Below are 26,029 nucleotides of genomic sequence, written 5' to 3' on the forward strand. Positions count from 1 at the left end.
TTTTGCAACGACAAAAAATCTTATCAGACATGAAACGAAACATTTACCTGACCGGTCTCCTGCTCACCGTCGCTTCCTTGCTGAGCTCCTGTGGCGAAGACCGCACCCACGAATATATCGAGAAGACGGAGGAGGACCAGTGGATTGCCAACCAGATGAAGGATGTCTATCTCTACTACCAGGAGATTCCCGAGCTGAAATCGGAAAACTACTTCTACCCCGTGGATGAGTTCTTCCCCATGCTGCTGGCTTCGCACGACCGTTATTCTTACCTGGAGATGAAGGAGGAGAGCCGGACCCGCAGCTACCTGCAACCCGTCACTTACGGCATGGACGTTGTCGTCAGCAACGACCCTACGGGAACAACGACCCACCAGACGGCACGTGTCCTGCTTGTCCTGCCGGGGTCTCCAGCCGAACAGGCAGGCATCAAACGGGGCGACTGCATCACCGCCATCAACGGCAAGAACGTCAGCTCCTCGAATGCCGACCTGCTGACGACCGGCTCGGGTGTCAGCCTGACTCTCTCGACACCCATGACCGACCCGACAACGGGAAACATCGTGTGGATGCCTGAGACACGCGAGGTGACGCTCCCGGCTGCCGTGGCAATGGAAAACAATCCCTTCTTCGTACAGAAGGTCATCGAACGGAACGGACGGAAGATTGGCTATCTGGTCTACAACGAGTTCATGAGGGGACGCGACGACAACAACACGGACGATGTCGCCTACATGCAGCAGATGCTCTCCGTCTTCCAGCAATTCAGGCAGGCGGGCGTCAACGACTTCATCCTCGACCTGCGCTACAACCAGGGAGGCTATGTGACCAGCGCCCAGGAACTGGGTAGTCTGCTGGCTCCCTCCAGTGCACTGGGAGAGGAATTCGCACACTTCGAGTTCAACGACAAACGGCAGGACCTGAACTACGCCCTGAACCTCGACCCTCAATACAGTTCCTACAATCTCAACCTGGGACGCCTCTTCATTATCTCGGGTCTCTACACGGCATCAGCTTCGGAAATGATGATCAACTGCCTGCGCCCCTACATGGAGGTGAACCTCATCGGCGTAACTACCACCGGCAAGAATGTCGCCATGACGCGCATCGACAGTCCGTATGACTTTGTCATCTACCCCGTGACTTCCACCGTCTACAATGCCAAGGGTGAGTCGGACTATGCCTCCGGCTTCGAGCCCCGGTATGTCATCAATGAGCTGTCCTATTTCCCCTGGTATGACCTGGGCGACGAACGCGAGCTGCTCCTTGCCAATACCCTGGAGTGGGTAGAAGGCAACATTCCGCCCAATGCCGAGAACACCGGGTCGACCGAGGAACCTGAGACTCCGGAGGAGCCTGAGAACCCGGAGAACCCCGATACGTCTACCGACGAAGGGACCTCCCCCACCCGCTTTACCCGTGCCCTGACACCGGGCTATTCGACCTGGCAGAAGAAGCATCTTCCTGCCGCTATCCTGACGGAATAAAGACTGGACACGACAAGCATACGGGATGGACGTGACGGACACACGGTATAGACACGCTATGCACCTGCTCTTGACGGAGCAAAGTATAATACTTAGGGGGTCTAAGTATAATACTTTGGCAGGCTAAGTATTATACTTTGGTCTGTTAATCCCCCACTTGTTCTATGTCAAACGCCTGTGTGTACCGAATTGAGCCGCCGTGTTGACGGAAACAGAGACTAGTCAGTTTTGGGATGTATTCAGGGAATCACAGGAAAGGGGCAAACAGGTTGGCAAACCAGCCGACGAAGCGTTTCCAAGGGGTACGGCGCATCCATACTTCCCGTGTCAGCGGCGTGGAAGAGAGCTTGTCGTCCTCAAACATACGGATCAGCTCGTCGGTCACATCCCGGTTGAACATGAACGCATTCACCTCATAATCGTAGCGCAGGCTGCGGCTGTTCAGGTTGGCGGAACCCAACGTGCAGAAGATGTCGTCGACCATCATAATCTTGGAATGATGGAATCCGCCGTTGTACAGATAGACCCTTGCACCCCGTTTGGCAAGCTGATAGGCAAAATAAGTGGAAGCGTCGGGCGTAAAGGGGATGTCCGACTTGGCGGAAATCATAATCTCCACGTCGATGCCGCGATCGATGGCGTCCTTCAGGGCTTTCTTGATGGAATGGGTCGGGACAAAATATGGATTGATGAGCTGGATTTTCCGCTGTGCCGCGTCGATGGATGCTACATAAGCCCGACGTATCGACTTCGGGGTACGTCCGGGATACCGGTCTACAATCGCCATCTCCACACTGTCGGTCACCGCCTCGGGCTGTGGAAAATAAGCGGCTTGTGCAACCAGGTCTTCGTGGGTCACCTGCTTCCACATGTCCATGAAAATCAGTTGGAGTTCCGCCACGGCAGGACCTTCCACCCGCATGTGCATGTCGCGCCACTTGCCCACGACTTCCGTCCCGTTGATGTAATAGTCCGCCACATTCATGCCCCCCATGTAGGCGACACGTCCGTCAATGACCACAATCTTCCGGTGGTCACGCTTCAGGACATGATTCACGTAAGGGAAGCGGATGGGGTCGAAGGCATAAATCTGGATTCCCAACCGGCGCAGCTTGCGCAGGTGACTGTTCTTCAACGGCTGGTTGTTGGACATGTTCCCGAAGTCATCAAACAGGGCACGTACCTCCACGCCTTCCTTCACTTTCTCCGCCAGCAGGGCAAAGAGCGCATTGGCAATGGAGTCGTTGCGGAAGTTGAAATATTCCAGGTGCACATGATGCCGGGCACGGCGCACCTCTTCAAACAAATCTGCAAACTTGTCCTTACCGCTTTTCAGCAGTTTCACCTGATTGCCTTCAGTCACCTTGACACCGGAGTCCATCAGGAAGTGTTTCACTATCGAGTCGCTGCTCACTGCCGGCTGTGCCCACAAGCACTGCACAGACAGCAGACAGGCTGTTATCCAAACAATCAGTCTAATATTCTTCACCTTCAATGCGTTTAAATTAAAGAAGAGGGTCATCGGAAGCTGTTCCGGTCTACACGAAAGCCGGAGCGACACCATCCGAGAAACTCAAAACCTAAACCCAAATCGTTCATTAGACTCGGAGCAGCCAATGAACGATTTGGGATAAAAGGTCTGCAAAGTTAGTGCTTTTCAGCCAAATAAGCGCAAGGAAGCGGAGTAAATCCTCCGGGCATACAAAAAAAATTGCCGTCGCAAGCACCCGGCTCACGACGGCAATTTTCAATCCGGCTTTATGGGAAGCCGCTTATTTCTTGGCAGAATCCGGTGCAAGAATCAGGTCAAGCACATCGGCATTCTTAAAGAATCTCTTCGTAAAGTCCTGAACATCCTTCGGAGTCAGCGATTGCATGATTTCCTCGTAGTTCTTCGGGTCGTTCAAATCAATGCCCATCTGGTAGTAGCTGGTCAGGACAGACATCCAGTAGCCATTGTGGTTCTTGCTCTGTTCGCTCTCCTTCAAGGCGTTCTTCACCACCTTGTCGAGTTCTTCGGTTGTCACACCATCCTTGATGACTTTGTCAACCTCTGCATAGAGCAACGGTTTCAGCTCGGCAGCCTTTGCAGGGTCGCAGTCGAACTGCATGGAGATATTGTAGCTGTTCACCGGTTCACGCGAAACGTTTCCGCTCACGCCTACCCCGTATGTACCACCCTGCTCCTCGCGGATGGACTTGGTGTAGCGGTTGGTCAGGATGTTGGCAAGGATGTCAACCAGGTAACCGTCCTTCAACGTATACTTCATTTCGTGAGTGAACGACACGAGTACCGTTGACTTCGGGTTCTGCAACGGGAAGTAGAGCACTTTCTCCACCTTGCCCTTCGGACCTCTCACCTTCCGGTCAACCCATTTCTCATGACGGTTGAGTGACGGGATGGAACCGATGTATTTCTCAACCATTGCCTTTGCCACTTCCTGCTCCACATTACCGACAATGATGAAGGTGAAGTCGCTGGCATCGCAGATGCGGTCACGATAGACTTTCTCGATACGGTCCAATGTAATCTTGTCCAGATAAGCCTCGTTGAAGAGGAGAGTACGGGGATTGTAGTCCGTCGAAATCAGGCTCAGAGAGTCCTGCATCATCTTCTGCGGTTGTCCCTCCATCTGCTGTACGCGGATGCGGTTCTGGCTGAGCAGTACCTCGTGTGCCTTGGCATCGAAGCGCGGTTTCTGGAAGCGGAGGTAAATCATCTGCATCATGGTCTCGAAATCCTGCGGCGTAGCACTTCCGCTCACGCTCTCATACAGACCGCCGATACCGATGCCCGTACCTGCCTTCTTACCGGTCAGCACTTTTCTCAGGGAGATGGCGTCATAGTCGCCCAGACCATAGGCAGCCACGAAAGCACTCACGTTGCTGGCGGCAGGCAGCAGGTCGAGGTCGGCATACATGGAAGTACCGCCGGCACTGAAGGCGCTCAACGCCACGTTGTCCTTCTCGAAGTCAGCTTTACGGAATACCACCTTGGCACCATTCTCCAACGTCCATTCTACAGCCTCAAACTGCGGAAGTTCCTTCGTAGCTACAACCTTGGAACCCTTCAGGTCCTCGGCAATCAGGCTACCGCTTACCACATTGTCGGTATAAGCCTCCACGGGCTTGCCCTCAGTAGCTGCGATGATGTCACGGGCTTCCTGCTCGGTCAGGTGGGTCACACCCTCGCTCGGACCGGAGATAAGGATGACACGGTTGTCAGCCTTCCACCATTTCTTCACCTGGTCTGATACCTCCTTGGCGGTGATGGTCGGGATGACCTTCTCGGCAGCAGCCACATAGTCCTCCGTACTGATCATGCCGGCATTCTCCAGGAAGTTGGCCTGCATGTCGCGGATGTATTGTTCGTTGTTGGTCTTGTCGACGTCTTTCAGCATCGAGCGCAAGCTGGTGAGCATGTTGGTCTTCACACGGTCCAGTTCGGACTCGGTAAATCCGTGTTGGATGACACGTTCGTTCTCACGGATGACAGCCTCCAGGGCTTCCTTCTCCTGATTGGGTTTGGCAGTGGCAGACAACGAATAGCCTGCATAGCCGCGCACCATACCTCCTACCCCTATGGAGGCACCCAGGAAGGGAGCATTGCCACGCTGGATGATTTCAGCAATACGGTTTGACAACATCGTGTTGTAGAAGCTTTGCATCAGACCGTCCTTGATGTCCTGATAAGTCACCTTGCCGGTGTTGTCCTCATCGCGGTAAATGCGTACCAGTTCCACCCGTGAGCTGGTGGCTTCCTTGTCGGTTGCCAGACAGAAGTAGGTCTCTTCATGAGACGGGATTTCATAGAACGGACGCTTGGCAGGATTCTTCACGGCAGGAATGGAAGTGAAGATATCCTTGATCTTCTGTTCCATCTTTGCCACGTCAAAGTCACCCACGATGGCGATGGCCTGCAAGTCGGTGCGGTACCACTTGTGATAGAAGTCACGGATGGTCTGCGGCTTGAAGTTCTGGATGACGTTCAAGTCACCGATGACATCGCGCTCCACATACTGGGAACCCTTCAGCAAGGCAGCCAGCTGCTGTTTCTGCAGACGGGCGGCGCTGGTGTTACGGGTACGGTACTCTTCGGTGATGACACCACGCTCCTCGTCAATGTCCTTGTCGGAGAGCGTCAGGTAATAGGTCCAGTCGTGCAGAATCAGCAGACAGGTGTCAATGACAGCCTCATCGGTCACAGGCACCGAGCTGATGTTGTAGACCGTTTCGTTGTGGGCAGTGTAGGCATTCAGGTTACCACCGAATGACACACCGTGACGCTCCAGGGTGGAGATCATGCTGTTGCCCGGGAAATTCTTACTGCCGTTGAATGCCATGTGCTCCAGGAAGTGTGCCAAACCGTCCTGGTCGTCATTCTCCAGCAAGGCGCCGGCGTTACGGATGATGTAGAAGCTGGCGCGCTCCTTAGGTTCTTCATTGTGACGAAGATAATAGGTCATGCCGTTCGGCAATTTACCCACCAACGTTTTCGAGTCGGCAGGCAATGCCTCGTTCCAGTTTATCTGTTGGGCATAACCCAAGAGACAAAGGAAGAGCAGAGGCAGGAAAAGTAACTTTCTCTTCATGTTCGTTGAATAGTTAAATGATTGTCGAACAAAAGTAGTCCTTTTCATAGACATACAAATATTTTACATGCTAAATAGTGAAAACAGATAATAAAAAAACAAGAAGGAAAGGAGCCGAAAGCGGAACAGAAGTACTCCTTAATAACATTTTGACAACAAAACAGAAAGAGCAAGGGTTTTCAACCGACATCCACAAGGGTTACAATCCGCCCATGCAGTCATTAATCCGAACATTTTATCACTTGTCCCGACAAAGGCATTCTTTAAAGATTCGGGACGCATTTAACGTTTAAAGCTTAAATACGTAAAGATTCGTCTTAATGTTCCGGACGGGATTCCTCACCCAGATAATAGACCACCGACACCCGATTGCGACGCAGCACCTGCTTCACCTCTTCGACTTGCTGCATCTCCACCCGTCCGTCGACCCCCAAGGCAATTTCAAGGGGTCCGTCGGTCTCTACCGACTGTTGCGACAGACGAAGCCGATGTTCAAGCTGTCCAAGAGGCAACACATCGTCGTCCCACTGTACATAAGTCTTTCCTTGCTCCATACCTATATAGATATAGTGCAGGCCGGACATCTCACCCATCTTCTCCAGCCCTCGTCCGGCAGGCAACTCCAAGGGTGCATGAGGCGAAGACTCCCGCATGTTGGTCACAATCATGAAGAAGAACAGCATGGTGAATATCAGGTCGGGCAGCGAGGCTGTGTTCAGTCCCGGAATCTGCCGACGTTTCCTGCGCATGAACATTCCCATCAGTCACGCCCTCCTTTCTCCTCCGCGGTCATCGTCTCAGAAATGCGCTGCGGATAACAGGCACGGATGGCTTCCTGCTGTTCGGAGGAGGCGCGGTCAAAGGTGCAGTGGAAACGTTTCTCCGCCTCGGCATCGCGCAGTTCGCGATAAGCCTCCAGCAACAGGTTCTGCACCTCGAAATAGGTCCGGTAATCGGTATGGGGGTCATAACGCAACGCGATGACATGGGTATCCGTCACCTCCACTGTTCCCAGCAACGGCACTTCGCGCGAGTGCTTCTCCGGCAACGACTCCTCATTGTCCGGATTGGCAATGAAATGCTTCACACGCTCCTTGACATCCGTCAGTGGGATTTCTTCGGAACCTGCAAACAGCCTGCCTTCTCCGTCCAGACGGAGCACCAGCAGGTCGCGTTCCTTCACCCGCAAGGGTTCCACACGCACCGAGTCGGTCGAAGGGGGAAGCTCACGACGGATGCTCTTCTTCACGCCCATGGAGGTGGCGAGCAGGAAGAACACCAGCAGCATGAATGCCATGTCGGCGGTCGACGTGGCATTGATTTCAGGCACTCCCCGTTTGATGCGCTTCCCGAACATAGACTTCAGCGTTTAAAATGGATACGACGGAACACGCCCGTCACGGACAGGACCGCACAGAGCACGGCGACGACCAGCAACAAATAGATGGCATAGAGCAGCATGTCGGTCACACGCAGCCAGACCACACTTTCAAACCACTCCCCGTTGACCAGCATCGGACGGGACGAAGCACACAGCAACGTCACCCCCAGCAGCAGGATGAACAGCCCCGTACCCGCCACCAGACGGTAGGCACGTCTGCGTGTCTGACGCCAGACACGGGCAAAACGGAGAGCAACGGCACCCAATGCCACCCCGACAGCCAGCACCGTCATGGCATAGACCACATAGAGCAGCACGTCGGTGTTCAGCGGCAGGTTGTAATCGCCGACCGGATTGTCATAGCCAACCCCGAAGAAGAGTGCGACTGCCACCAGCACCAGTGCCAACAGCACGTAGAGCACGGCATAGGAGACCTTGTAGAAACGACGGGCTTTCATGGGACTTACTTCTTTTCGCGTCGGGAGTTATACTGCAACAGCATGTCGAGCAACGAGATGGCGGCATCCTCCATATCCGCCGTGATGGACTCTATTTTGGAGAGGATGTAGTTGTAGAACACCTGAAGGATGAGTGCCACAATCAGTCCGAAGATGGTCGTGATGAGTGCCACCTTCATACCTCCCGCCACGATGTCGGAGGAGATTTCGCCTGCCTGCTCAATGTCGTCAAATGCCATCACCATGCCGATGACCGTCCCGAGGAAACCGAGCGAAGGGGCAATGGTGATGAAGAGGGTAATCCAGGAACAGCCTTTCTCCAGGTAGCCCGCCTGCACCGTGCCGTATGCCACGATGGAGCGTTCCACCACCTCGATGTCCTCATCGGCACGCATCAGTCCCTGGTAGCAGATGGACGCTACCGGTCCCCGGGTGTCGCGGCAGAGGGTCTTGGCCTGTTCCACATCCCCCCGTTGCAAGGCATCGTCGATGCCCGTCAGCAGACGCTTGGCATCAATGTCCGCCAGGCTCAGGTAGATGATGCGCTCGATGCACAGGGCGAGACCGAGCACCAGCGTGATGGCAACCAGGGACATGAAGCCCGCATTGCCTTCGATGAACTTTTCCTTGACCACCTGGTGAAATCCCGTCGCCTGTTGTGCCTCGCCGAGTGCCGCCTGCACCTGTGCCCCTACTTCAGCGGGGAAGAGCAGACAGAGGAGACACAAGCCTACTCCTATCCATTTCATAGTTTGAGTTCTTAAGTTTTTGAGGTTGTATGTTCATTTGTCGGGCTGGAGCAGACGTCCGCCTGCCCCAACCTGCCCGGTCAAGCCTCCCAGCCCAACGCACTGGCGCCCAGGACTGCGGCATCCGAGTCCTTCAGTTCCGAAACCAGCAGACGGGTCTTGCCTTTGTAGATGGGCATCACGTTCGCCTCCATCGCCTCGCAGATGGGGTCGATGATGTAGTGCCCAGCCTTGGCGAGACCACCGAAGAGCACGATGGCTTCGGGACTGGAGAAGGCGATGAAGTTGGCGAAGGCCTCTCCCAGGATGGTTCCGGTGAAACGGAAAATCTCCAGGGCAAGCTTGTCGCCCTGCTCGGCAGCATCGTAAATGTCTTTTGAAGTGACCTTCTCCGGCGCAATGTTGCGCAGCAGGCTGGGTTCGTCGGACGAGGACAGCACCTCATGCACCGTGCGGACAATGCCCGTCGCGGAACAATAGGTCTCCAGGCAACCGTGACGTCCGCAGCCGCATAAGCGTCCGCCGGGACGTACAATGACGTGTCCCAGTTCTCCGGCAAAGCCGTCGTGTCCGTAGACCAACTGCCCATTGACAACGACGCCGCTGCCGACACCGGTTCCCAACGTAATCATGATAAAGTCCTTCATGCCGCGTGCCACCCCGTAGGTCATCTCACCCAACGCGGCAGCATTGGCATCGTTCGTCAGGACCACCGGGACACCCAGACGGTCCTTCAGCAGCTGTGCCAGAGGGACAATGCCTTTCCACGGCAGGTTGGGCGCCTGCTCGATCTGCCCGGTATAGTAGTTTCCGTTGGGTGCTCCCACGCCTACGCCCTTGATGGTATCGATGCCTCCGGCGGCATCAATCAGCACCATCAGACGTTCAGCCAGCGTATTCACGTAAGTATGGATATCCGGATAATCTTTTGTCTTGATACTGTCGTGTGAAAGAATGTTCGCACGTGCATCCACCACACCGAACACGGTGTTCGTACCTCCAATGTCAATTCCTACAGTGTAGGGCTTCTCCATGGTCTTTTCCATAACTCTTGTATTCTATTTGATTCAGCGCCCAAAATTACGAACAATATTTCTGTTTGCAATCAAGTTGCAAGTGCTTTCTCTTACCTTTGCAACAGTCAAACCGCTAAAACACATCACAGCTATGAAGAAATATATATCGGAAATCCTCTCCTTCGTGCTGCTTGCACTGGGAATCTGGCTTCGCAGCCATGCAACGGACCTGTTCCCCTTTCAGGGAGCGGAACTGCTCTACTTCCTGATTGCCTTCCTGCCGGTCGGCGTTCCCGTGGTGAAGGAGGCCTGGGAATGTATCTGCGAAAAAGAGTTCTTCAACGAGTTTACCCTGATGGTGCTGGCATCCATCGGGGCGTTCTACATCGGCGAATACCCGGAAGGGGTAGCAGTCATGCTCTTCTATTCGGTGGGCGAAAAGCTTCAGGATGGAGCCGTCAGCCGGGCACGCGGACACATCCGTTCCCTGCTCGATGTGCGTCCGGAGACCGCACGTGTCGTCTCTGCCGACGGACAGACCGACGAACGGAGTCCGGAAGCCGTACGCCCCGGTGACACAGTGGAAGTGCGTCCCGGTGAACGTGTGCCGCTCGACGGAGTCCTGCTCACACCTCATGCCACCTTCGACACGGCTGCCCTGACGGGAGAGAGCATGCCTCGCCTCATCGAACGCGACGGCGAGGTACTGGCAGGCATGATTGTCACCGACACCCCTGCACGCTTCCGTGTCAGCCGTCCTGCCGGAGAGAGTGCTCTGGCACGCATCCTGCAGCTGGTCGAAGAGGCGTCCGCCCGAAAGGCTCCGGCTGAACTCTTCATCCGACGCTTTGCCCGTGTCTACACACCGACGGTCACTCTGCTGGCTGCCCTGGTCGTGCTCTTACCTTATATATATAGTCTCTTTGCCTCCGGCTTCACGTATGTGTTCGACGACTGGCTCTATCGCGGACTGGTGTTCCTGGTCATCTCCTGCCCCTGTGCCCTGGTGGTGAGCATCCCGTTGGGCTATTTCGGAGGTATCGGTGCAGCCTCCCGACAGGGTATCCTGTTCAAGGGAGGGAACTACCTGGATGCCATCACCCGGATTGACTCGGTGGTTTTCGACAAGACCGGTACGCTGACGAAAGGGGAATTTGAAGTGAGCGAAATCCACGCCACCACGCTTTCCGAGGAAGGACTGCTCGAACTGGTGGCCTCGATGGAACAGCACAGCAACCACCCCATCGCCCAGGCCATCGTGCGGACGGCAAACGAACGTCGACTGCCCCTGCAGACCTTCCCCGAAGAGAAGGAAATGAGCGGACTGGGCATCCGGACCACCTCCGCTAACGGACACACCTACCTGGCAGGCAACAGCCGGCTGCTCCGTCAGGAAGGAATCAGCTATCCGGCAACTGTGGACGAGATGGAGGAGACCGTCATCCTCTGCACCATCAACGGGCACTATGAGGGCTACCTCGTGCTGTCGGACACCGTGAAAGCGGACAGTGCAGCCGCCATCCAGGCCCTGAAAGACTTAAAGATTGATAATATTCAGATGCTCTCGGGCGACAAACAGGGCATCGTCTCTAAATTTGCCGGACAATTGGGCGTCCGCCGGGCATACGGGAACCTCCTGCCTGAAGGCAAAGTGGCACACCTGAAGGAACTCAAGGACCACGGACACCGCGTGGCTTTCGTGGGCGACGGCATGAACGATGCACCGGTGCTGGCACTGAGCGACGTGGGCATCGCCATGGGCGGACTGGGCAGCGACGCCGCCATCGAAACGGCGGATGTGGTGATACAGACCGACCAGCCGGGCAAAGTGGCAACCGCCCTCCGCATCGGACGACGGACCCGGCAAATCATCTGGCAGAACATCACCTTTGCCCTGGGCATCAAAATCATCATCCTGCTGCTCGGCGTACTGGGTTTTGCCAACCTGTGGGCAGCTGTCTTTGCCGACGTCGGAGTGGCGATGCTCGCCATCTGCAATGCACTGCGCATCCAGCTGGGCAAGTATGAAACGCCCCTTCCGGTACGCCCCTAACTCGCTATCAAACCATGGCAAACGAAGAAACCTATCTGAAACTGCTCGCCCTGCGCGACATCAAGCCGACCGCCAACCGCCTGTTGGTGCTAAGGGAGATGCTAGCTGCCGACCGCGCCTTCTCCCTGCTCGACCTGGAAGACCGCCTCGTGACGATGGACAAATCGACCATCTTCCGCACCATCACCCTCTTCCTCGGGCATCACCTCATCCACGCCATCGACGACGGTTCGGGGTCGCTGAAGTATGCCCTCTGCAGCAGCGACTGCAACTGCGAGGTGGATGACCTGCATACCCATTTCTACTGTGAGGCGTGCCACCGGACGTTCTGCTTCAAGCAAATACACATTCCCCGGGTCACCCTGCCCGAAGGTTTCTCCATGAACAGCATCAACTATGTCATCAAGGGACTTTGCAACGAGTGTGCCCGGAAAGCAAAAAGAAAGGGAAAGGCACCAAATGCTTGACAAAACCGACAAAAACACGTTTTTCGGCTAACGCACACTTTGCAGATTTCCGTCAAACCAGCAAGCAAATGCAAATGTCTGTAAACAAAAACGGCTTAAAAAGCTTCCGTTTTTAGAAAACTATACATTTCATTTTCGAAATACTTACATTTTGAGGCTCAAACAATATGGTTTCACGTGCGAAACACAAGTGTTTGACGAGTCAAACAATATTGTTTCACCTTCCAAACAATATTGTTTCGTCCGCAAAACTCAAATCTTCGGAAACTGAAAGGCAAAAAGTGCAGGTTTCGCTTGCTGGAAGATGAACGGCGTCAACAAATCGGAAGCTATTAAAAGGGAACATCAGAGAGGATACAACTCACTTCGGAAGAAGACAATCCCCCGGAAAGCGTTCAAAAGGAAAGAAAATACTACTCCACACCTGACACGGTGTATTTTGCGAATCGCTCCAGAATGCCCTTTTCAGTCACCAACTCGTATTCGGGTGCAACGAAGGGCACTGTGGAGCGATTCATTTGACATTTTGACATTATGACAAACAGTCCGGATGGCGTTCATCTCCGGATGCGGCGCATCGCCTCCTCGCAGTCCTCCCGTTCGCCGAAGGCAGTCAGGCGCACATACCCTTCCCCACTCGGTCCGAAGCCGATGCCGGGAGTAGTCACCACATGGGCCTCATACAGCAACTTGTCGAAGAACTTCCACGAGCTCATCCCGTCCGGTGCCTGCACCCATACATACGGTGCATTCACGCCTCCATACACCTGGAAGCCCGCTGCCGAAAGGCTCTCACGCATGATGCGTGCATTCTCCATGTAGTAGGCAATGGTCTCCCGAATCTGTGCCTGACCTTCCGGTGTATAGACCGCCTCGGCGCCCCGCTGGGTGATGTAGCTCGTCCCGTTGAACTTGGTGCACTGACGACGGTTCCAAAGCGGATTGAGCGGGATACGCTTCCCCTCGAAGTTGGCAGCTGTCAGCTCCTTGGGCACCACCGTATAACCACAGCGTACGCCTGTGAAGCCGGCTGTCTTCGAGAAACTGCGAATCTCGATGGCGACCTTCTTCGCACCGCGTATCTCGTAGATGGAGTGCGGAACGTCGTCCTCGCTGATATAGGCCTCGTAGGCGGAATCAAAAATCAGGAGCGTGTCGTTTGCCAAGGCATAATCGACCCACTGCTTCAGCTGTTCACGGGTCAGCGTGGTGCCGGTCGGGTTGTTCGGATAACACAGATAAATCAGGTCGATGCGATGCTTGGGCAGTTCGGGAACAAAGCCGTTTTCCGCCGTACAGGGCAGATAGGTCACGTTGCTCCACTTTCCCTGCTCATCGAGCACCCCCGAACGACCGCACATGATGTTGCTGTCGACATAGACCGGATAGACCGGGTCGGTGATTGCCATGCTGTTGTCCCAGCGGAGCAGTTCGCCGATGTTTCCCAGGTCGCTCTTCGCGCCGTCGCTGATAAACACCTCCGACGGGCTCAGACTGATGCCGCGCGGTGCGAAGTCGTGCCGGATGATGGCATCAATCAGGAAATCGTACCCCTGCTCGGGGCCATATCCATGAAAGGTGGCAGCCTCCGCCATGTCGTCCACCGCACGATGCATGGCCTCGATGCAGGCTTTGGGCAGCGGACGGGTCACATCGCCGATACCCAGACGAATCAGCTGCGCCTTCGGGTGCGTCACTTTAAAAGAGTTTATCTTCTTCGCAATGTCGGAAAACAGGTAGCTTCCCGGAAGTTTCAGAAAATGTTCGTTTACCAGAGCCATAGTATGTTATTGCTTTTTTTGTTCGTATGTTTGTCTCCGGACGAAGATACGACTTTTTTCCAGCCGACGCTCCTCCTCCGCTATACATTCCAATCAATTTCTCCATCAAAGACCTTTGTTGCCGGTCCCGTCATCAGGATGTGTCCGGTGGAAGCGTCCCAGTCCAGCTGCAGGGTCCCGCCGTCCATCTCCACCTCCACCTTCCGTTCACACAAACCCGAGGCGATGGCGGCAACTGCCGTGGCACAAGCACCGGTGCCACAGGCCTGGGTCACTCCGGAACCGCGTTCCCAGACACGCATCCGGATGTGTCGTGCGTCGATGACCTGTGCAAACTCCACATTCACCCGGTCGGGGAAATGCGGATGGTGTTCCAGCCGCGGTCCCACTTCCGACAAATCAATCTCCATCACCCTGTCGACAAACAGCACCAGATGCGGATTACCCATCGACACGGCAATGCCCGTGTGTGCCGGCGCCTCACAACCGAGTGTCAGCGGATGGATGTCCGAAGGTACTCCCATGTCCACCGTAACTTGGTTCACACGGTTGTCCGCATCGACATCCAGGTGAAGCCGACGGATGCCGGAAAGCGTATCGAGTGCAATGTCCCTCTTTGCCGTCAATCCTGCTTCATACACGTATTTACCGATGCAACGGCTGGCATTGCCACACATCTTCGCCTCCGAACCGTCGGCATTGAAGATGCGCATGCTGAAATCGCCTTTCTCCGACGAGCCTATCAGCACCAGTCCGTCGCTGCCGATGCCTGTGTGAAAACGGCTCCACTCCACCGCCCATTTGCCGGGTTCATCGACCGGATAGTTCATCGTGTTGACATAGATATAGTCGTTTCCTGCGCCATGCATTTTCGTAAATCTGACTTTCATAACGTCTGCATTCTTTCGAGTTAAACATTCACTGATGTCATCCTTTCCCCGGCATATCCATCAATATGCAAGCAAAGTCCATCAGTTTCCTTTCGTTTGGTTACAAAAGTAGGTATCCTCTCCCGAAAGTCATACAGATAGTCCCTTTTTATTCCGTTCGAAGCGCGCCTTCTTACAGTCACCACAAAATAAACATCTATTAAAGACAAACAGAAAGCATTTAATCGAACTTTCATTTCAATCCGTCACTTTCCGATTTACCGACAACCTCTTGTCATCCCGACAGACGAAGGACGGACAGCCCTGCACCGGACGGTAACATTTATTGTACATAATTATGCTAAGCCGGTCCGTTTCTTCGCGGATATCATGGAAAACTGCGTATCTTTGTGCCGAACTCTATTTTTAATGATGATGAACAAACAAACTGGACTAAGCACAATTGAAGAAGGCATTGAGGAAATCAAGGCCGGAAAAGTAATCATAGTGGTCGATGACGAGGACCGAGAGAACGAAGGCGACTTCATCGTGGCAGCCGAGAAGGTGACACCGGAAATCGTCAACTTCATGATCACCCAGGGACGCGGTGTGCTCTGCGCCCCTCTGACCCAGGAACGTTGCCGCAAACTGGAGCTGGAGCCCATGACACAACGGAACACCTCGCTGCTGGGTACCCCGTTTACCGTCACCGCCGATTTGCTGGGACACGACTGCACGACCGGTGTCTCTGCCCACGACCGTGCAGCCACCATCCGCGCCCTGAGCGACCCTGCCTTTCAGGCGGATGATTTCGGACGTCCCGGACACATCTGCCCCCTCTATGCCAACGAACGGGGTGTGTTGGGGCGTGACGGACACACCGAAGCCGCCATCGACCTAGCACGCCTTGCCGGTCTGCGTCCTGCCGGAGCCCTGATTGAAGTCATGAACGCCGACGGGACCATGGCACGTCTGCCACAGCTGCTGGAGATTGCCGGACGCTTCGGCCTGAAAGTCATCTCGATTGCCGACCTGATCGCCTACCGTCAGCGCAACAACTGCTGAACATAAAACCGGGAGACACCCACGTACAGACAGGACGGAAATTCTCCGTTCCCCTCCGTACGCGAGTGTCTCCCGTCTTCTTTCACGGACAAAAACAGCCGGAAAAACAGAAAAAGCCCCGCATTTCAGTCAGCATTTGAAAAACAAACAGTAATTTTGTCCGCATACATCCTATTTGTCAAACACGCTGACTATGATTATCAAGAGCATACTAGATACCGACCTGTATAAGTTTACGACCTCGTACGCTTATATCAAACTGTTCCCGTACGCCATGGGAACCTTCACGTTCAAGGACCGGGATGAAACGGAATATCCCGACGCATTCGTCGAAGCCCTGAAGGAAGAAGTGAAAGCCATGAGCAGCCTCCGTCTCACTACCAGAGAAATCCGGTTCATGTCGGGCGCCTGCCGTTTCCTTCCCCCGTTCTACTGGGAATGGCTTTCGTCGTTCCACTTCGACCCGGAGAAAATCCGCATTGAACGGGATGAGCAACATCACCTGCACGTGGAGGTGAGCGACTTCATGTATAAGGTAACCCTCTATGAAGTTCCTCTGCTCGCCATCATCTCCGAACTGCGCAACCGGTTCTTCGGCAACGTAGCCAACATGGAACAAATCTGCTCCAAACTGGCAGAAAAGGTACAACTCTCGGACGAGCACAAACTCACCTTCTCGGAATTCGGGACACGGCGTCGTTTCTCCTTCAACGTGCAGGACGCCGTCATCAGCTACCTCAACGAAAATGCGCACTACTGCGCCGGAACCTCCAACTGCTACTTCGCCATGAAGTACAACATGAAACCGCTGGGAACGCATCCCCACGAATGGTTCATGTTCCACGGCGCACAGTTCGGCTACAAACATGCCAACTACATGGCACTTGAGAACTGGGTCAATGTCTACGACGGCGACCTGGGTACTGCCCTGTCGGACACCTATACGTCAGACATCTTCCTGAGCAACATCAGCCGCAAGCAGGCCAAGCTCTTCGACGGCGTCCGCTGCGATTCCGGTGACGAATTCCTCTTCACCGACCGCCTCATTGCCCGTTACCGCGAGCTGGGAGTCGACCCGACGACCAAGACCATCATCTTCAGCAACGCCCTCGACTTTGACAAGGCACTCCAGATACAGGACTACTGCCGCGGCAAGATACGCTGCTCGTTCGGCATCGGCACCAACCTCACCAACGACACGGGCTACAAGCCTTCCAACATCGTGATGAAGCTCGCCCGCTGCAAGATGAATGTCAACCAGCCGTGGAAAGAGTGTGTCAAGCTCTCCGATGACCTGGGCAAGCACATGGGCAGCGACCAGGAAACGGAAGCCTGCCTCTACGAACTGGGACTGAAGTAACCCACTGCCACACGCACCGTCCGGATACAACAAGACGCCGGTAACACGCCCCGATTGCCTTTGCTAAGGGAAGCGTGTTACCGGCGTCTCCTGTCTGTAGTCCTCTCTCTTCAGACCCATTCCACGTCAGCAGCTTCTGCCCGACTCGTCGATCATCCGACGGATGCGTGCATTCAGCTCATCAGCCTGCATCAGCTCTTCCAGCGTCAGGTGCATGCGGTAGTGCCAGTAGTTGAGCGGGTTGGCAGGTACATTGATACGTTCGCGCTCCACATCCGGACAGCGCAACTGTTCGTCGGTCGACATCCAGTCCTGCCAGCTCAGGATGCACAGCATCGACGGGGAAGCCAGCTGACGTCTCAGGATAGCCTCGCACGTCGCTCCATCCACATCCGACGGGGCAGAGCCCTGACGTTGCAGCACCCAGTGCCAATAGTCATCCGTCAGGGCAGGCGTCTCACGCCACCACCCCCGCAAGGTTGTCATGTCGTGGGTCGACACCGTGCAGACGGAGCTGTAGGGATAATGCGGCACATCGGCAAAGGCCAAGCCGGGAGTCTTCGGCATCCGTTCAATCTCCAGGCTCAAGATGCGCAGCTGCTCCATCACCCAGGGCACACATGCCGGAATCATTCCCAAGTCCTCCGCACAGGAAAGCATCGGGGTGCACTGTGTCAGCAGCGGCAGCTTCTTCATCGCCTCGTGATACCAGAAGTCGTTGTGACGTTCGTAGTAGAAATGATGGTGCAGCCGTGCAAAGGCTCCCTTCTCATAGCGGTTGAGACGGCTGTAGAAATAGTCGTCCTGTGCCTGGATACGCGGATGGAAACGGTTCGGCTGGTACGTGTCGCGAATGAAAAGCACGTTGCTGATCAGGGCGTACAGTCCGTCACGCAGACGCAGGCTGCGGGCATCCTCCTTCCCGGCAAAATGTGCCTCTACCTGACGTTGGGTGGCATACTCGGGATACAGCTCATACCGCCCGTCCCAGCTGGGATGGACAAACTCTTCCTTCACGATGACGGCATCATTGCCGAACGTCCGGTTCAGCAGCTCGTCGTCGATGTAAGGCTTCGTATAGAAGTCTTCACGGAAAGGCAGTCCGAAGCTCTCAATCTCCTGCGGCGAAAGCGGGAGTGCCGGGACGAAGTGTCCCAAGAGCCCGTGCACGGCATGCGAAGGAATTTCCCAGATACGGAAGAATCCCAGGACGTGGTCGATGCGGTATGCCGTGAAGTATTCCGCCATCTTGCTAAACCGGCGCACCCACCAACGATAGCCGTCCTGTGCCATCCGCTCCCAGTCATACGTGGGGAGTCCCCAGTTCTGTCCGTTCACCGAGAAAGGGTCAGGCGGCGCACCTGCCTGTCCGTTCAGGTGGAAGTAATGCGGTTCCGTCCATGCCTCCACACTGACCCGGCTGACTCCGATGGGAATGTCGCCCTTCAGAATGACACCGTGCGAACGTGCATAATCGCTCGCATTCAGCAACTGGCAGTGGAGCTGGTACTGCATGTAGTAAATGAGGGCAATCTCGTCATGAGCGGCACTGCCGGGAGCCGCCAGCTTCTCGATGGCTTTCCGACTGTAGACGGCATAATCTCCCCATTCCGAGAAATCGGGCGTCCCGAACTTGTCACGCAGGTAGCAGAATGCCGCATAAGGACGCAACCAGTCTTCGTTGTCGGCAAAGAACTTCCGGTAAGCCTCTGTCTTCAGGACCGCTGCCCCCTCTTCCGCAAACTTCAGACGAACGTACTCCCACTTCGCCTGGTTTACCCGTTCGTAGTCCACATCGGGCAATGCATTCAGCTCGACACGCAACTGCTCGAACCCGGCATTCTTTCCGTCATCCGCCAGCTTGCCCAGCTGGTTCAGGTCAATGAACATCGGGTGAAGCGCATAGATGGAAATGGCTTTGTAAGGATAAGAGTCCGTCCACCGGTGAGTCATGGTGGTGTCATTGATAGGAAGTATCTGGATGGCCTGCTGATGGGTCAGTACCGCCCAATCGACCAAACGTTTCAGATCGCCGAAGTCCCCTACTCCGAAGCTCTGTTCCGAACGGAGTGAAAAGACTGGTATCGCCGTTCCCGCCAGACGGAGGAGCGGCAAGTCGAACGGTATTTCGGACTCAGGCAGGACCAAGCCTTCCCCCCGTCCCGGCAAATATTGCCACTGATGATTGTTGCCCTGCTCCCAATGCACTTCACCCTCCGGACTGACCAGAATGAACTTGTACTCAAAAGGCACGGTCAGTTCGTCTGCCGGAACAGCAGCCACCCACTGATGAGGGGCCAACTGATGCATCTCCACGGCACGGCACACCTCCCAGGCTCCCAGCACTCGGTGACTACCGACCAGTTTCATCCGCCACCCGAGAGCCGGCAACATGGGACAAGTGGCACGGAAGACCACCTGCTTTGTCCCACCGGGAAGCATGACTTTCTCCTCAACCTCTCCCTGACGGGCAACGAATGCCGAGGTGAAAAAATAGGCATCCGACGGGATGTCGCACCAGTCATCAAACACCCGGCAGGTCTTTGCCACACCGGGCATCAGATAATGAGGCGCCAGATGCCACTCCCGGCGTGTGCAATGTCCGCCGGCAAACACACAATAATAATAAGGTATAGGCTTGCCTCCCTTCGGAAGCTCTGCATCCCCGGTCCAAAGCGAACCGTCATCCGTATGCAGGTCGACGTTCCTGTCAGGCAGAACGACCTTCAGGCTTTCTCCCCAGACCGTACGATAATGAATCTGAAACGTTGTTTTCATCGTATTTGAGATTATGAATGATGACAAAGATAAAGCCTTTTGACGGAAAAAGGCACTTCCTTGCACATTTTTTACGCCAAACCTTTGCGGTATTCAAAAAAAGCCTTACCTTTGCAACGCTTTTGAAAGGAAGCACTTCTGCAAAGGAGTTTGGAGAGGTGGCAGAGTGGTCGATTGCGGCGGTCTTGAAAACCGTTGTACCGAGAGGTACCCGGGGTTCGAATCCCTGTCTCTCCGCAACAAACGCTGAAAATCAGCAGATTGCAAAACAAACACCCAGTTTTACACCCAAGAATGTAAAGTCGGTGTTTTTGTTTTATTTAAGATAATACAACCACTACATAATAAAAGAGTAGCGATATTAAAAGAATCCGATGAGAAAAGACTAATATTTATCTATCCATTCAGTTTGATTTTTCAGGACTTTACATCGTCCTGAAAGTATTTGTTATTGTATTCCAACGTCAGGAGTGGATTATAATACAAGTTTTTTGTGTGGATAGAATTTCGTTTTGCTTAATGTACGAAAGTACTTATCTATAAACGCATGAAATATTAGCACAATGAATCATTGGAAATCAACTTTGGCCGTGATAGGAATAGGCCAACTCATATCTATTTTAACAAGTACGATTGTTGGCTTCTCCATTATTTTTTGGATTAGCAACGAATTTAAATCCCCGACAGCTTTATCTCTGGCTATTTTAGCTGGATTTTTACCACAATTTGTATTAGGCTTGTTTGCCGGGGTCTATGTTGACAGATGGAATCGAAAGAAAACGATGTTTTATTCGGACTTGTTCATCGCGTTCTGTACCCTATGTCTTTTTATTGTGATAACCAAGGGTTATAAAGACCTTTCTTTTTTTTATCTATTGACTGCTTGTCGTTCAATAGGCAGTACGTTTCATGCACCTGCTTTACAGGCAAGCATCCCTCTACTGGTTCCCAAGCACCATCTTGTCAGGGTATCAGGTTTGTACCATTCCATTCAATCCTTCAGTGAGGTGATAGCTCCCGTTGTAGGGGCAAGCCTCGTTGTTTGGCTTCCCATACAGTATATTCTGCTCATAGATGTGATCGGAGCTGTTGCTGCTTGTCTGACCTTACTTTGTGTCCAGATTCCTTCTCTTCAAAAAACGAAAGTTCTTCCAGATTTCAAAAAAGAACTGACGGAATGTTGGCATACCTTGCGGCGTACAATGGGCATTTTGCCTTTATTCGTATGCTTTACGCTGGTGACTTTTGTCCTTATGCCTGTTTTTACGTTATTTCCTTTTATGACGCTTCTGCATTTCAACGGAAACATTTTGCAAATGGGAGTTGTGGAAATGGGTTGGGGCTCAGGGGCATTGTTGGGCGGTTTAGTACTTGCCTGTAAGGCTTTGAAAAGCAAGCAAACATTAGTGATGCATACGGCTTATGTGATATTGGGATTGTATCTGATTAGCGCCAGTTATTTACCATCAAGCGCATTTATAGGTTTTGTTTGCCTAACATTTACAGGAGGCATAGCCTATTCCATTTACCATGCGCTTTTCATCGCTATTATTCAGCAGAACTTGGCTTCGGACATGCTTGGACGGACTTTTTCTCTCATCTTTAGTTTGAGTACCTTTCCATCAATGCTGGGTATCGTAGCTTCAGGATATTGGGTGGAAGCATGGGGTATCACATCCGTCTTTATGATCAGCGGATGGGTTATCTTTCTGATTGGAGTGGGTGCAAATTTTATTTCTTCAATCAAGCAGTTGGATAATTACGCATAGTATTATTTATTAAAGAATTATTATATGACAAAGAAAGAACACACTACGATTACAGAGTTATTTCAAGTTTTGGACTTGTTGGAAAGCCTGGACATGCAGTTTTGGTTGGATGGAGGCTGGGGAGTGGATGTCTTGTACGGACAGCAAACCCGCTTGCATAGAGATATTGACATTGATTTTGATGCCAATTATACAGACCAACTCCTTGATCTTTTGCAGGAGAGAGGATATCAAATTGAAACAAATTGGTTGCCCACCCGTGTGGAACTGTATAGCAAAGAATTAGGCTATATTGATATCCATCCTTTTGTCTTGAATGCGGACGGCACTTCCAAACAAGCCGACTTGGATGGAGGCTGGTATGAATTTCAACCGGACTATTTTGGAACAGCAGTCTTTGAAGGCAGAAGCATCCCTTGCATTTCTGCAAAAGGGCAACAAGTATTCCATTCGGGCTACGATTTAAGAGAGAAGGATATTCACGATTTATCTATAATTAAACAATGTATAACAACAATGAGCCTAACAATTAGATAAGAACAAGAAAATGACAGAAAAACAAATTGTCTGGTATATCTTACTTACAGAAGTAAAGATAGACAGTGACACCCAGTCTGTCACATCCCTGAGTGTAGCTCCATTGGCAGTCTTGCCGGAATTCCAGCGTAAGGGAATTGGGGGGGGATGTTGATTCAGTAAGCCCATCAGAGGGCAGCACTTTTGGGTTACGGCACAGCAGTCGTATTGGGGCATAAAGAGTATTATCCTCGATTTGGCTATCGCAAGGCTATCGATTTAGGAATTGAATTTCCTTTCGAAGTCTCTCATGAATATTGCATGGTGGCTGAATTAATACCTGGAGCTACTGAGAATGTGAAAGGTATGGTTTGTTATCCAACTGACTTTAAATAGTTTAACAAGTAAAATTCATTATATAACTCGGACTGGGTATTTCAATTTCCCAGTCCGTATTCTGATAGTACTTATTCAATTGGAAGATTGTGTTGCTTCAAGAATGAAAGTTTATCCCAATACCCTCTTTGAAAGACGATTTTGTTATCTTTTACATGAAAAAATCCGCATCCACGAAGTCCAAGAGAGTCTTTCCATTCCATGATAGCCCATTCGCCATCTTCAAAAATATTTTCCACCATACAAACCATTTTAGCAGTGGCAAATTCATTCACAAACATTTTGTAGATTGATTCTTTACCTATTATTGGTTCGTTTGCGACTTGATGATTTACTGCATTAGTAGCATACAGCTCTGCTATATGATAAGCATCTGCTTTGTTAAAGCAATCTATCCATTTTTCCAAAACTTCTTTAGGCTTCATTTTTTATAAATTCTTAGGATTTTGATTCTGTAATAAAAACAATCTGTTTGGATGCATAGATACTTGATTTTATTAATAATAGGCTATTCTATATTCTAAATCCTCTGGATTTTTGCTCTCTCTGCACCGAGTTACGTAGATTCTGCTGTAACTTTTCCCATTGTTCCTTAAACCATTGTACTATGGGTTGTCGGTTTATGGTCAGCATAAGCTTACCACTATCCATCGGATGTTTCTCAACCCTAAAAATATCATTCTTGATGTCAAATTTCCACCTGTGTTCTTCGGAATAAATTTTGCCACTACATTGTATGGATTCTTTCTTTGTCAAGAGGTTTTCTATCATGTCTTTGGTAAACCCGATAACAGCGCATAATTTTTCCATTCTCAACATCTCTTTGAACATGGGAAACCATTTGTGGGCTTTTTCAAGCAAGGTGCTCAATCGTGATATTTCCTTGTCTTTGGCTTCAAGTTCTTGATTATGTATTCTTTGAAGATTACGAATTTGTCTGCTATGCTGTTCCTGTATTTGTTGTATCTGAATTTTTAATTCATCAGTAGCTTTGTCCCGTTTGGTAATTTCCTGATGTAGCTGCTCGATGTGATGTTCCAGTTCTTTCAGCTTACCGCTTCCGAAAAGAGAACCTACACCGCTTGCTATGGCGGTAGCAGCATTGGTGGCTGTTTTCTTTAGTTTGTCCGTGCGTATCTCTGCTTTTACCTGTTTGAGTTCCTGTTCGGCAAGGCTTACTTGTTGTTCCTTGTGTCGCTTGGTTTCCTCTATACGTTGCAGTTCGGCTTTCTGCTTCTCAATGATGAAATCATTTCGTTCCAGATGCTCTTTACCTGTGACAGCTTTTGCCTGTCCACGTTCCATCAGGAGAATATCGGAAGCAAGGGTCTGCATGGTTGCCATATCCTCGTCATTGAGCTTTCGGCTCTTTCCAGTTTCATGGTTCATCCAGTCGAATACGACATGAGCATGATAATTTGGTTTGAACCATCTGTTACCGACTTGGAAGCTCTCCTTGTCTTCTGCTTCCGGCTGACCGTTCAGCCAATGCCCTTCGTCTTTATGCAGGAAAATCTGTAGCGGAGTGATGCCCCAGCGTCTTTGGCACTCTTCACCGAATTTGCGTACATCAGCCAGTGTGGTGTCCGGTCTGATAAGCAATACTCCTTCACGGATGGGTGAGCATCCCGCCACCTTGATAATCTTTCCATTCTTTCCCTTGCGTTCCCTTTCCTTTTCCTGCATGGCACGTCCGGTCTTTTCCTTGACCATTTGCTTGATATTGTCATAATGAGTTCGCAGTTCGGGAGTGCCGAAGTCGGGATTTATCCACTGTTCGTTATCGGTGGAAAGTTCGGGAACGACATAGATTCTGGACTCCCCGATATTACGCATATACTCGGCAGTCCTTCGGTTGTGTGCCTCGCTCGATGCGATGTTGCAAGGCTTGATATGTATGCTTGATTTTGTTGCCATAGCTTCTTTCCTTTGTTTACAATTGATTTACTTTGCTCGCTTTCGCAGAGGGGTTCTTAGGGGTAACCCATAAGCGGAGATTGCAAAGAGAGGGTCACTCTTTGCTCGGGGTTCTCAGGGGTGAAACGCCCTGAGTGGGTCATTAGGGCAAAGCCCTAATCCCCTCGGGAGAGCCCACAACTACGAAAGCGAAGCGTGTAGTTATAGTGGGCTATAACCGGAAGCCTTTCGGTTTCTTGGATAGCGTATCATTCCTCTTTTCGACAGATTGCGCTTGCTCTTTCCTATCGGCTATTCGTTTCTGTAAATATTCGTTCAGATCTTTACATCCACTGTAGATTTGCGAGGCGTCACGTATATACCGGGTAGCATCATACTCCTTTCGGATTTGCTGTATTGCTTCCATTCCTGCACGGTCATTGTCAAAGAAACAGTGGATGCGCTCATAGCTTCCCAACGGATAGAGTGCCTTGGGAACATTGGCTACGGAATTAAGAACTATGTAATCCTGTCTGTCGAAGTCGGGTGATTGCGGACAGCTTTCCAGCCTTAAAGTAAGAAAGGAAAGGTAATCCATAAATCCCTCAAAAACGTAACATGTACTCCTTGGTTTTCCTGACTGTCTGATATGGGATATTTCTTTTGGTGCGATACATCCCTTGAAATATCGGTTGCGAATTTCATATCCGCCTGATATGTTCGGAAAGGCAATGGCGAAATACCGTTTGCCGTTGTGGGTGAAACGGGCTTCCTTACATTCTCTTTTCGCCAGTGCCGTGTTTATCCCTCTTTCCTGTAGGTAGGCAAGCAGGGCAGGAGAAGCCAGCAGCACAATGTCCAATTGCTGAAAACTCGGTTCGGAAAATGATTGCTTGCCAAAAGAGAAAGACACGGGACGTATGTGTGGTATCTGTTCTTCGATTTTCTGTAGAAGATAAGGCACATAGTCGGAACAGTAGAGTTCCTGTGCCAGTGCGATGATATTTCCACCTTTGCCGATTGCGAAATCATACCATTGGTTGCGCTCGGTATTTACTTTGAACGAGGGTTCTGTCTCTTCCCGTAACGGGGATTTGTACCATAGGTTAATACCTTGCTGCTTGACGGGAGAATATCCCAAACTGTACAGAAAATCCGCTATCCTGATTTGTTTTGCTGTCTGTATATCCATAATAAGATGAGTGTTTGAATAATGGTTGGAATATTTATTTCTCTTTTCGCCCGTACTTTTTTATGAAGTACGGTCTGTATAATCACTTCACTTTATCTTCGTATATATAGGATACGGTAATAAAGTGAAGCGCTTTTCTATTCCCTACAACCGCTTCGCTTTATTCTTAATATATAGACCTGCCGAATAAAGTGAAGTGATTAC

19 protein-coding genes, 1 tRNA gene and 1 pseudogene are annotated in these 26,029 nt (G+C 51.9%); 8 read left to right on the forward strand and 13 right to left on the reverse strand.

Annotated elements, in window-relative coordinates:
• Positions 1–29: 29 nt before the first annotated feature.
• Positions 30–1,487: a S41 family peptidase gene (locus M3087_RS03265; RefSeq protein ID WP_249093736.1), complete on the forward strand. Its 1,458-nt coding sequence runs from the start codon at positions 30–32 to the stop codon at positions 1,485–1,487.
• Between the two features lie 247 nt (positions 1,488–1,734).
• Here the strand turns inward: M3087_RS03265 and cls are convergent, their stop codons facing one another.
• From cls to M3087_RS03300, 7 genes are all read right to left on the reverse strand, one after another.
• Positions 1,735–2,967, reverse strand: coding sequence for a cardiolipin synthase (cls, locus tag M3087_RS03270; protein ID WP_369861210.1), 1,233 nt, complete (start codon positions 2,965–2,967; stop codon positions 1,735–1,737).
• Positions 2,968–3,259: 292 nt separating this feature from the next.
• Entirely contained in the window at positions 3,260–6,079 is a 2,820-nt protein-coding gene (locus tag M3087_RS03275) for a M16 family metallopeptidase (protein ID WP_249093738.1), read from the reverse strand.
• Positions 6,080–6,396: 317 nt separating this feature from the next.
• Positions 6,397–6,840 (reverse strand): ExbD/TolR family protein, encoded by a 444-nt coding sequence (locus M3087_RS03280; protein ID WP_022383318.1) that lies wholly within the window; start codon positions 6,838–6,840, stop codon positions 6,397–6,399.
• Positions 6,840–7,436, reverse strand: coding sequence for an ExbD/TolR family protein (locus M3087_RS03285; RefSeq protein ID WP_249093739.1), 597 nt, complete (start codon positions 7,434–7,436; stop codon positions 6,840–6,842). Before M3087_RS03285 ends, M3087_RS03280 begins: the two co-directional genes overlap by 1 nt.
• Positions 7,437–7,441: 5 nt before the next feature.
• Complete coding sequence (locus M3087_RS03290) at positions 7,442–7,918, reverse strand: hypothetical protein (protein WP_022383320.1); 477 nt, start codon at positions 7,916–7,918, stop codon at positions 7,442–7,444.
• A 5-nt stretch (positions 7,919–7,923) separates the two neighbouring features.
• Positions 7,924–8,667 carry a MotA/TolQ/ExbB proton channel family protein gene (locus tag M3087_RS03295; RefSeq protein WP_022383321.1) on the reverse strand — a complete coding sequence of 248 codons (744 nt, stop codon included), beginning with the start codon at positions 8,665–8,667 and terminating at the stop codon, positions 7,924–7,926.
• An 80-nt stretch (positions 8,668–8,747) separates the two neighbouring features.
• Positions 8,748–9,713 (reverse strand): ROK family protein, encoded by a 966-nt coding sequence (locus tag M3087_RS03300; protein ID WP_106484596.1) that lies wholly within the window; start codon positions 9,711–9,713, stop codon positions 8,748–8,750.
• A 121-nt stretch (positions 9,714–9,834) separates the two neighbouring features.
• Between M3087_RS03300 and M3087_RS03305 the strand changes: the two genes are divergently transcribed.
• The gene (locus tag M3087_RS03305) at positions 9,835–11,736 is read left to right on the forward strand and encodes a heavy metal translocating P-type ATPase (RefSeq protein ID WP_249093741.1); all 1,902 of its coding nucleotides are present in this window, start codon (positions 9,835–9,837) and stop codon (positions 11,734–11,736) included.
• A 14-nt stretch (positions 11,737–11,750) separates the two neighbouring features.
• Positions 11,751–12,203, forward strand: a complete 453-nt coding sequence (locus M3087_RS03310) for a Fur family transcriptional regulator (RefSeq protein WP_249093743.1) — start codon at positions 11,751–11,753, stop codon at positions 12,201–12,203.
• Positions 12,204–12,760: 557 nt separating this feature from the next.
• On the opposite strand, the gene M3087_RS03315 is transcribed toward M3087_RS03310, so the two are convergent.
• Together M3087_RS03315 and dapF are read right to left on the reverse strand one after the other, a co-directional pair.
• A complete protein-coding gene (locus M3087_RS03315) occupies positions 12,761–13,984 on the reverse strand; it encodes an LL-diaminopimelate aminotransferase (protein WP_022383326.1) in 1,224 nt (407 codons plus the stop codon).
• Between the two features lie 80 nt (positions 13,985–14,064).
• Positions 14,065–14,874 carry a diaminopimelate epimerase gene (dapF, locus tag M3087_RS03320; protein WP_022383327.1) on the reverse strand — a complete coding sequence of 270 codons (810 nt, stop codon included), beginning with the start codon at positions 14,872–14,874 and terminating at the stop codon, positions 14,065–14,067.
• Between the two features lie 414 nt (positions 14,875–15,288).
• Here dapF and ribB point away from each other — a divergent pair.
• Positions 15,289–15,906: pseudogene (ribB, locus tag M3087_RS03325) on the forward strand (3,4-dihydroxy-2-butanone-4-phosphate synthase); the annotation flags it as partial.
• A 205-nt stretch (positions 15,907–16,111) separates the two neighbouring features.
• Entirely contained in the window at positions 16,112–17,278 is a 1,167-nt protein-coding gene (gene pncB / locus M3087_RS03330) for a nicotinate phosphoribosyltransferase (RefSeq protein WP_249093745.1), read from the forward strand.
• Positions 17,279–17,404: 126 nt separating this feature from the next.
• On the opposite strand, the gene M3087_RS03335 is transcribed toward pncB, so the two are convergent.
• The gene (locus M3087_RS03335; RefSeq protein ID WP_249093747.1) at positions 17,405–20,056 is read right to left on the reverse strand and encodes a 4-alpha-glucanotransferase; all 2,652 of its coding nucleotides are present in this window, start codon (positions 20,054–20,056) and stop codon (positions 17,405–17,407) included.
• Positions 20,057–20,208: 152 nt separating this feature from the next.
• On the opposite strand from M3087_RS03335, the gene M3087_RS03340 reads away from it, so the two are divergent.
• The 3 genes from M3087_RS03340 to lnu(AN2) all read left to right on the forward strand — a co-directional run bounded on the left by M3087_RS03340 (position 20,209) and on the right by lnu(AN2) (position 22,362).
• Positions 20,209–20,293, forward strand: a tRNA-Ser gene (locus M3087_RS03340).
• 326 nt (positions 20,294–20,619) lie between these two features.
• Entirely contained in the window at positions 20,620–21,825 is a 1,206-nt protein-coding gene (gene mef(En2), locus M3087_RS03345) for a macrolide efflux MFS transporter Mef(En2) (RefSeq protein ID WP_005786079.1), read from the forward strand.
• A 24-nt stretch (positions 21,826–21,849) separates the two neighbouring features.
• Positions 21,850–22,362, forward strand: a complete 513-nt coding sequence (gene lnu(AN2) / locus M3087_RS03350; protein ID WP_004308783.1) for a lincosamide nucleotidyltransferase Lnu(AN2) — start codon at positions 21,850–21,852, stop codon at positions 22,360–22,362.
• A gap of 446 nt (positions 22,363–22,808) precedes the next feature.
• Here lnu(AN2) and M3087_RS03355 read toward each other — a convergent pair whose 3' ends face one another.
• From M3087_RS03355 to M3087_RS03365, 3 genes are all read right to left on the reverse strand, one after another.
• Positions 22,809–23,162, reverse strand: a complete 354-nt coding sequence (locus M3087_RS03355) for a nuclear transport factor 2 family protein (RefSeq protein WP_004308780.1) — start codon at positions 23,160–23,162, stop codon at positions 22,809–22,811.
• Positions 23,163–23,250: 88 nt separating this feature from the next.
• Entirely contained in the window at positions 23,251–24,654 is a 1,404-nt protein-coding gene (locus M3087_RS03360; protein WP_004308779.1) for a hypothetical protein, read from the reverse strand.
• A 211-nt stretch (positions 24,655–24,865) separates the two neighbouring features.
• Positions 24,866–25,825, reverse strand: a complete 960-nt coding sequence (locus M3087_RS03365; RefSeq protein ID WP_007842328.1) for a toprim domain-containing protein — start codon at positions 25,823–25,825, stop codon at positions 24,866–24,868.
• Positions 25,826–26,029 lie beyond the last annotated feature (204 nt).

This window comes from Mediterranea sp. ET5, assembly GCF_023337025.1.
In the GTDB taxonomy this organism is placed as follows: Bacteria; Bacteroidota; Bacteroidia; order Bacteroidales; family Bacteroidaceae; genus Phocaeicola_A.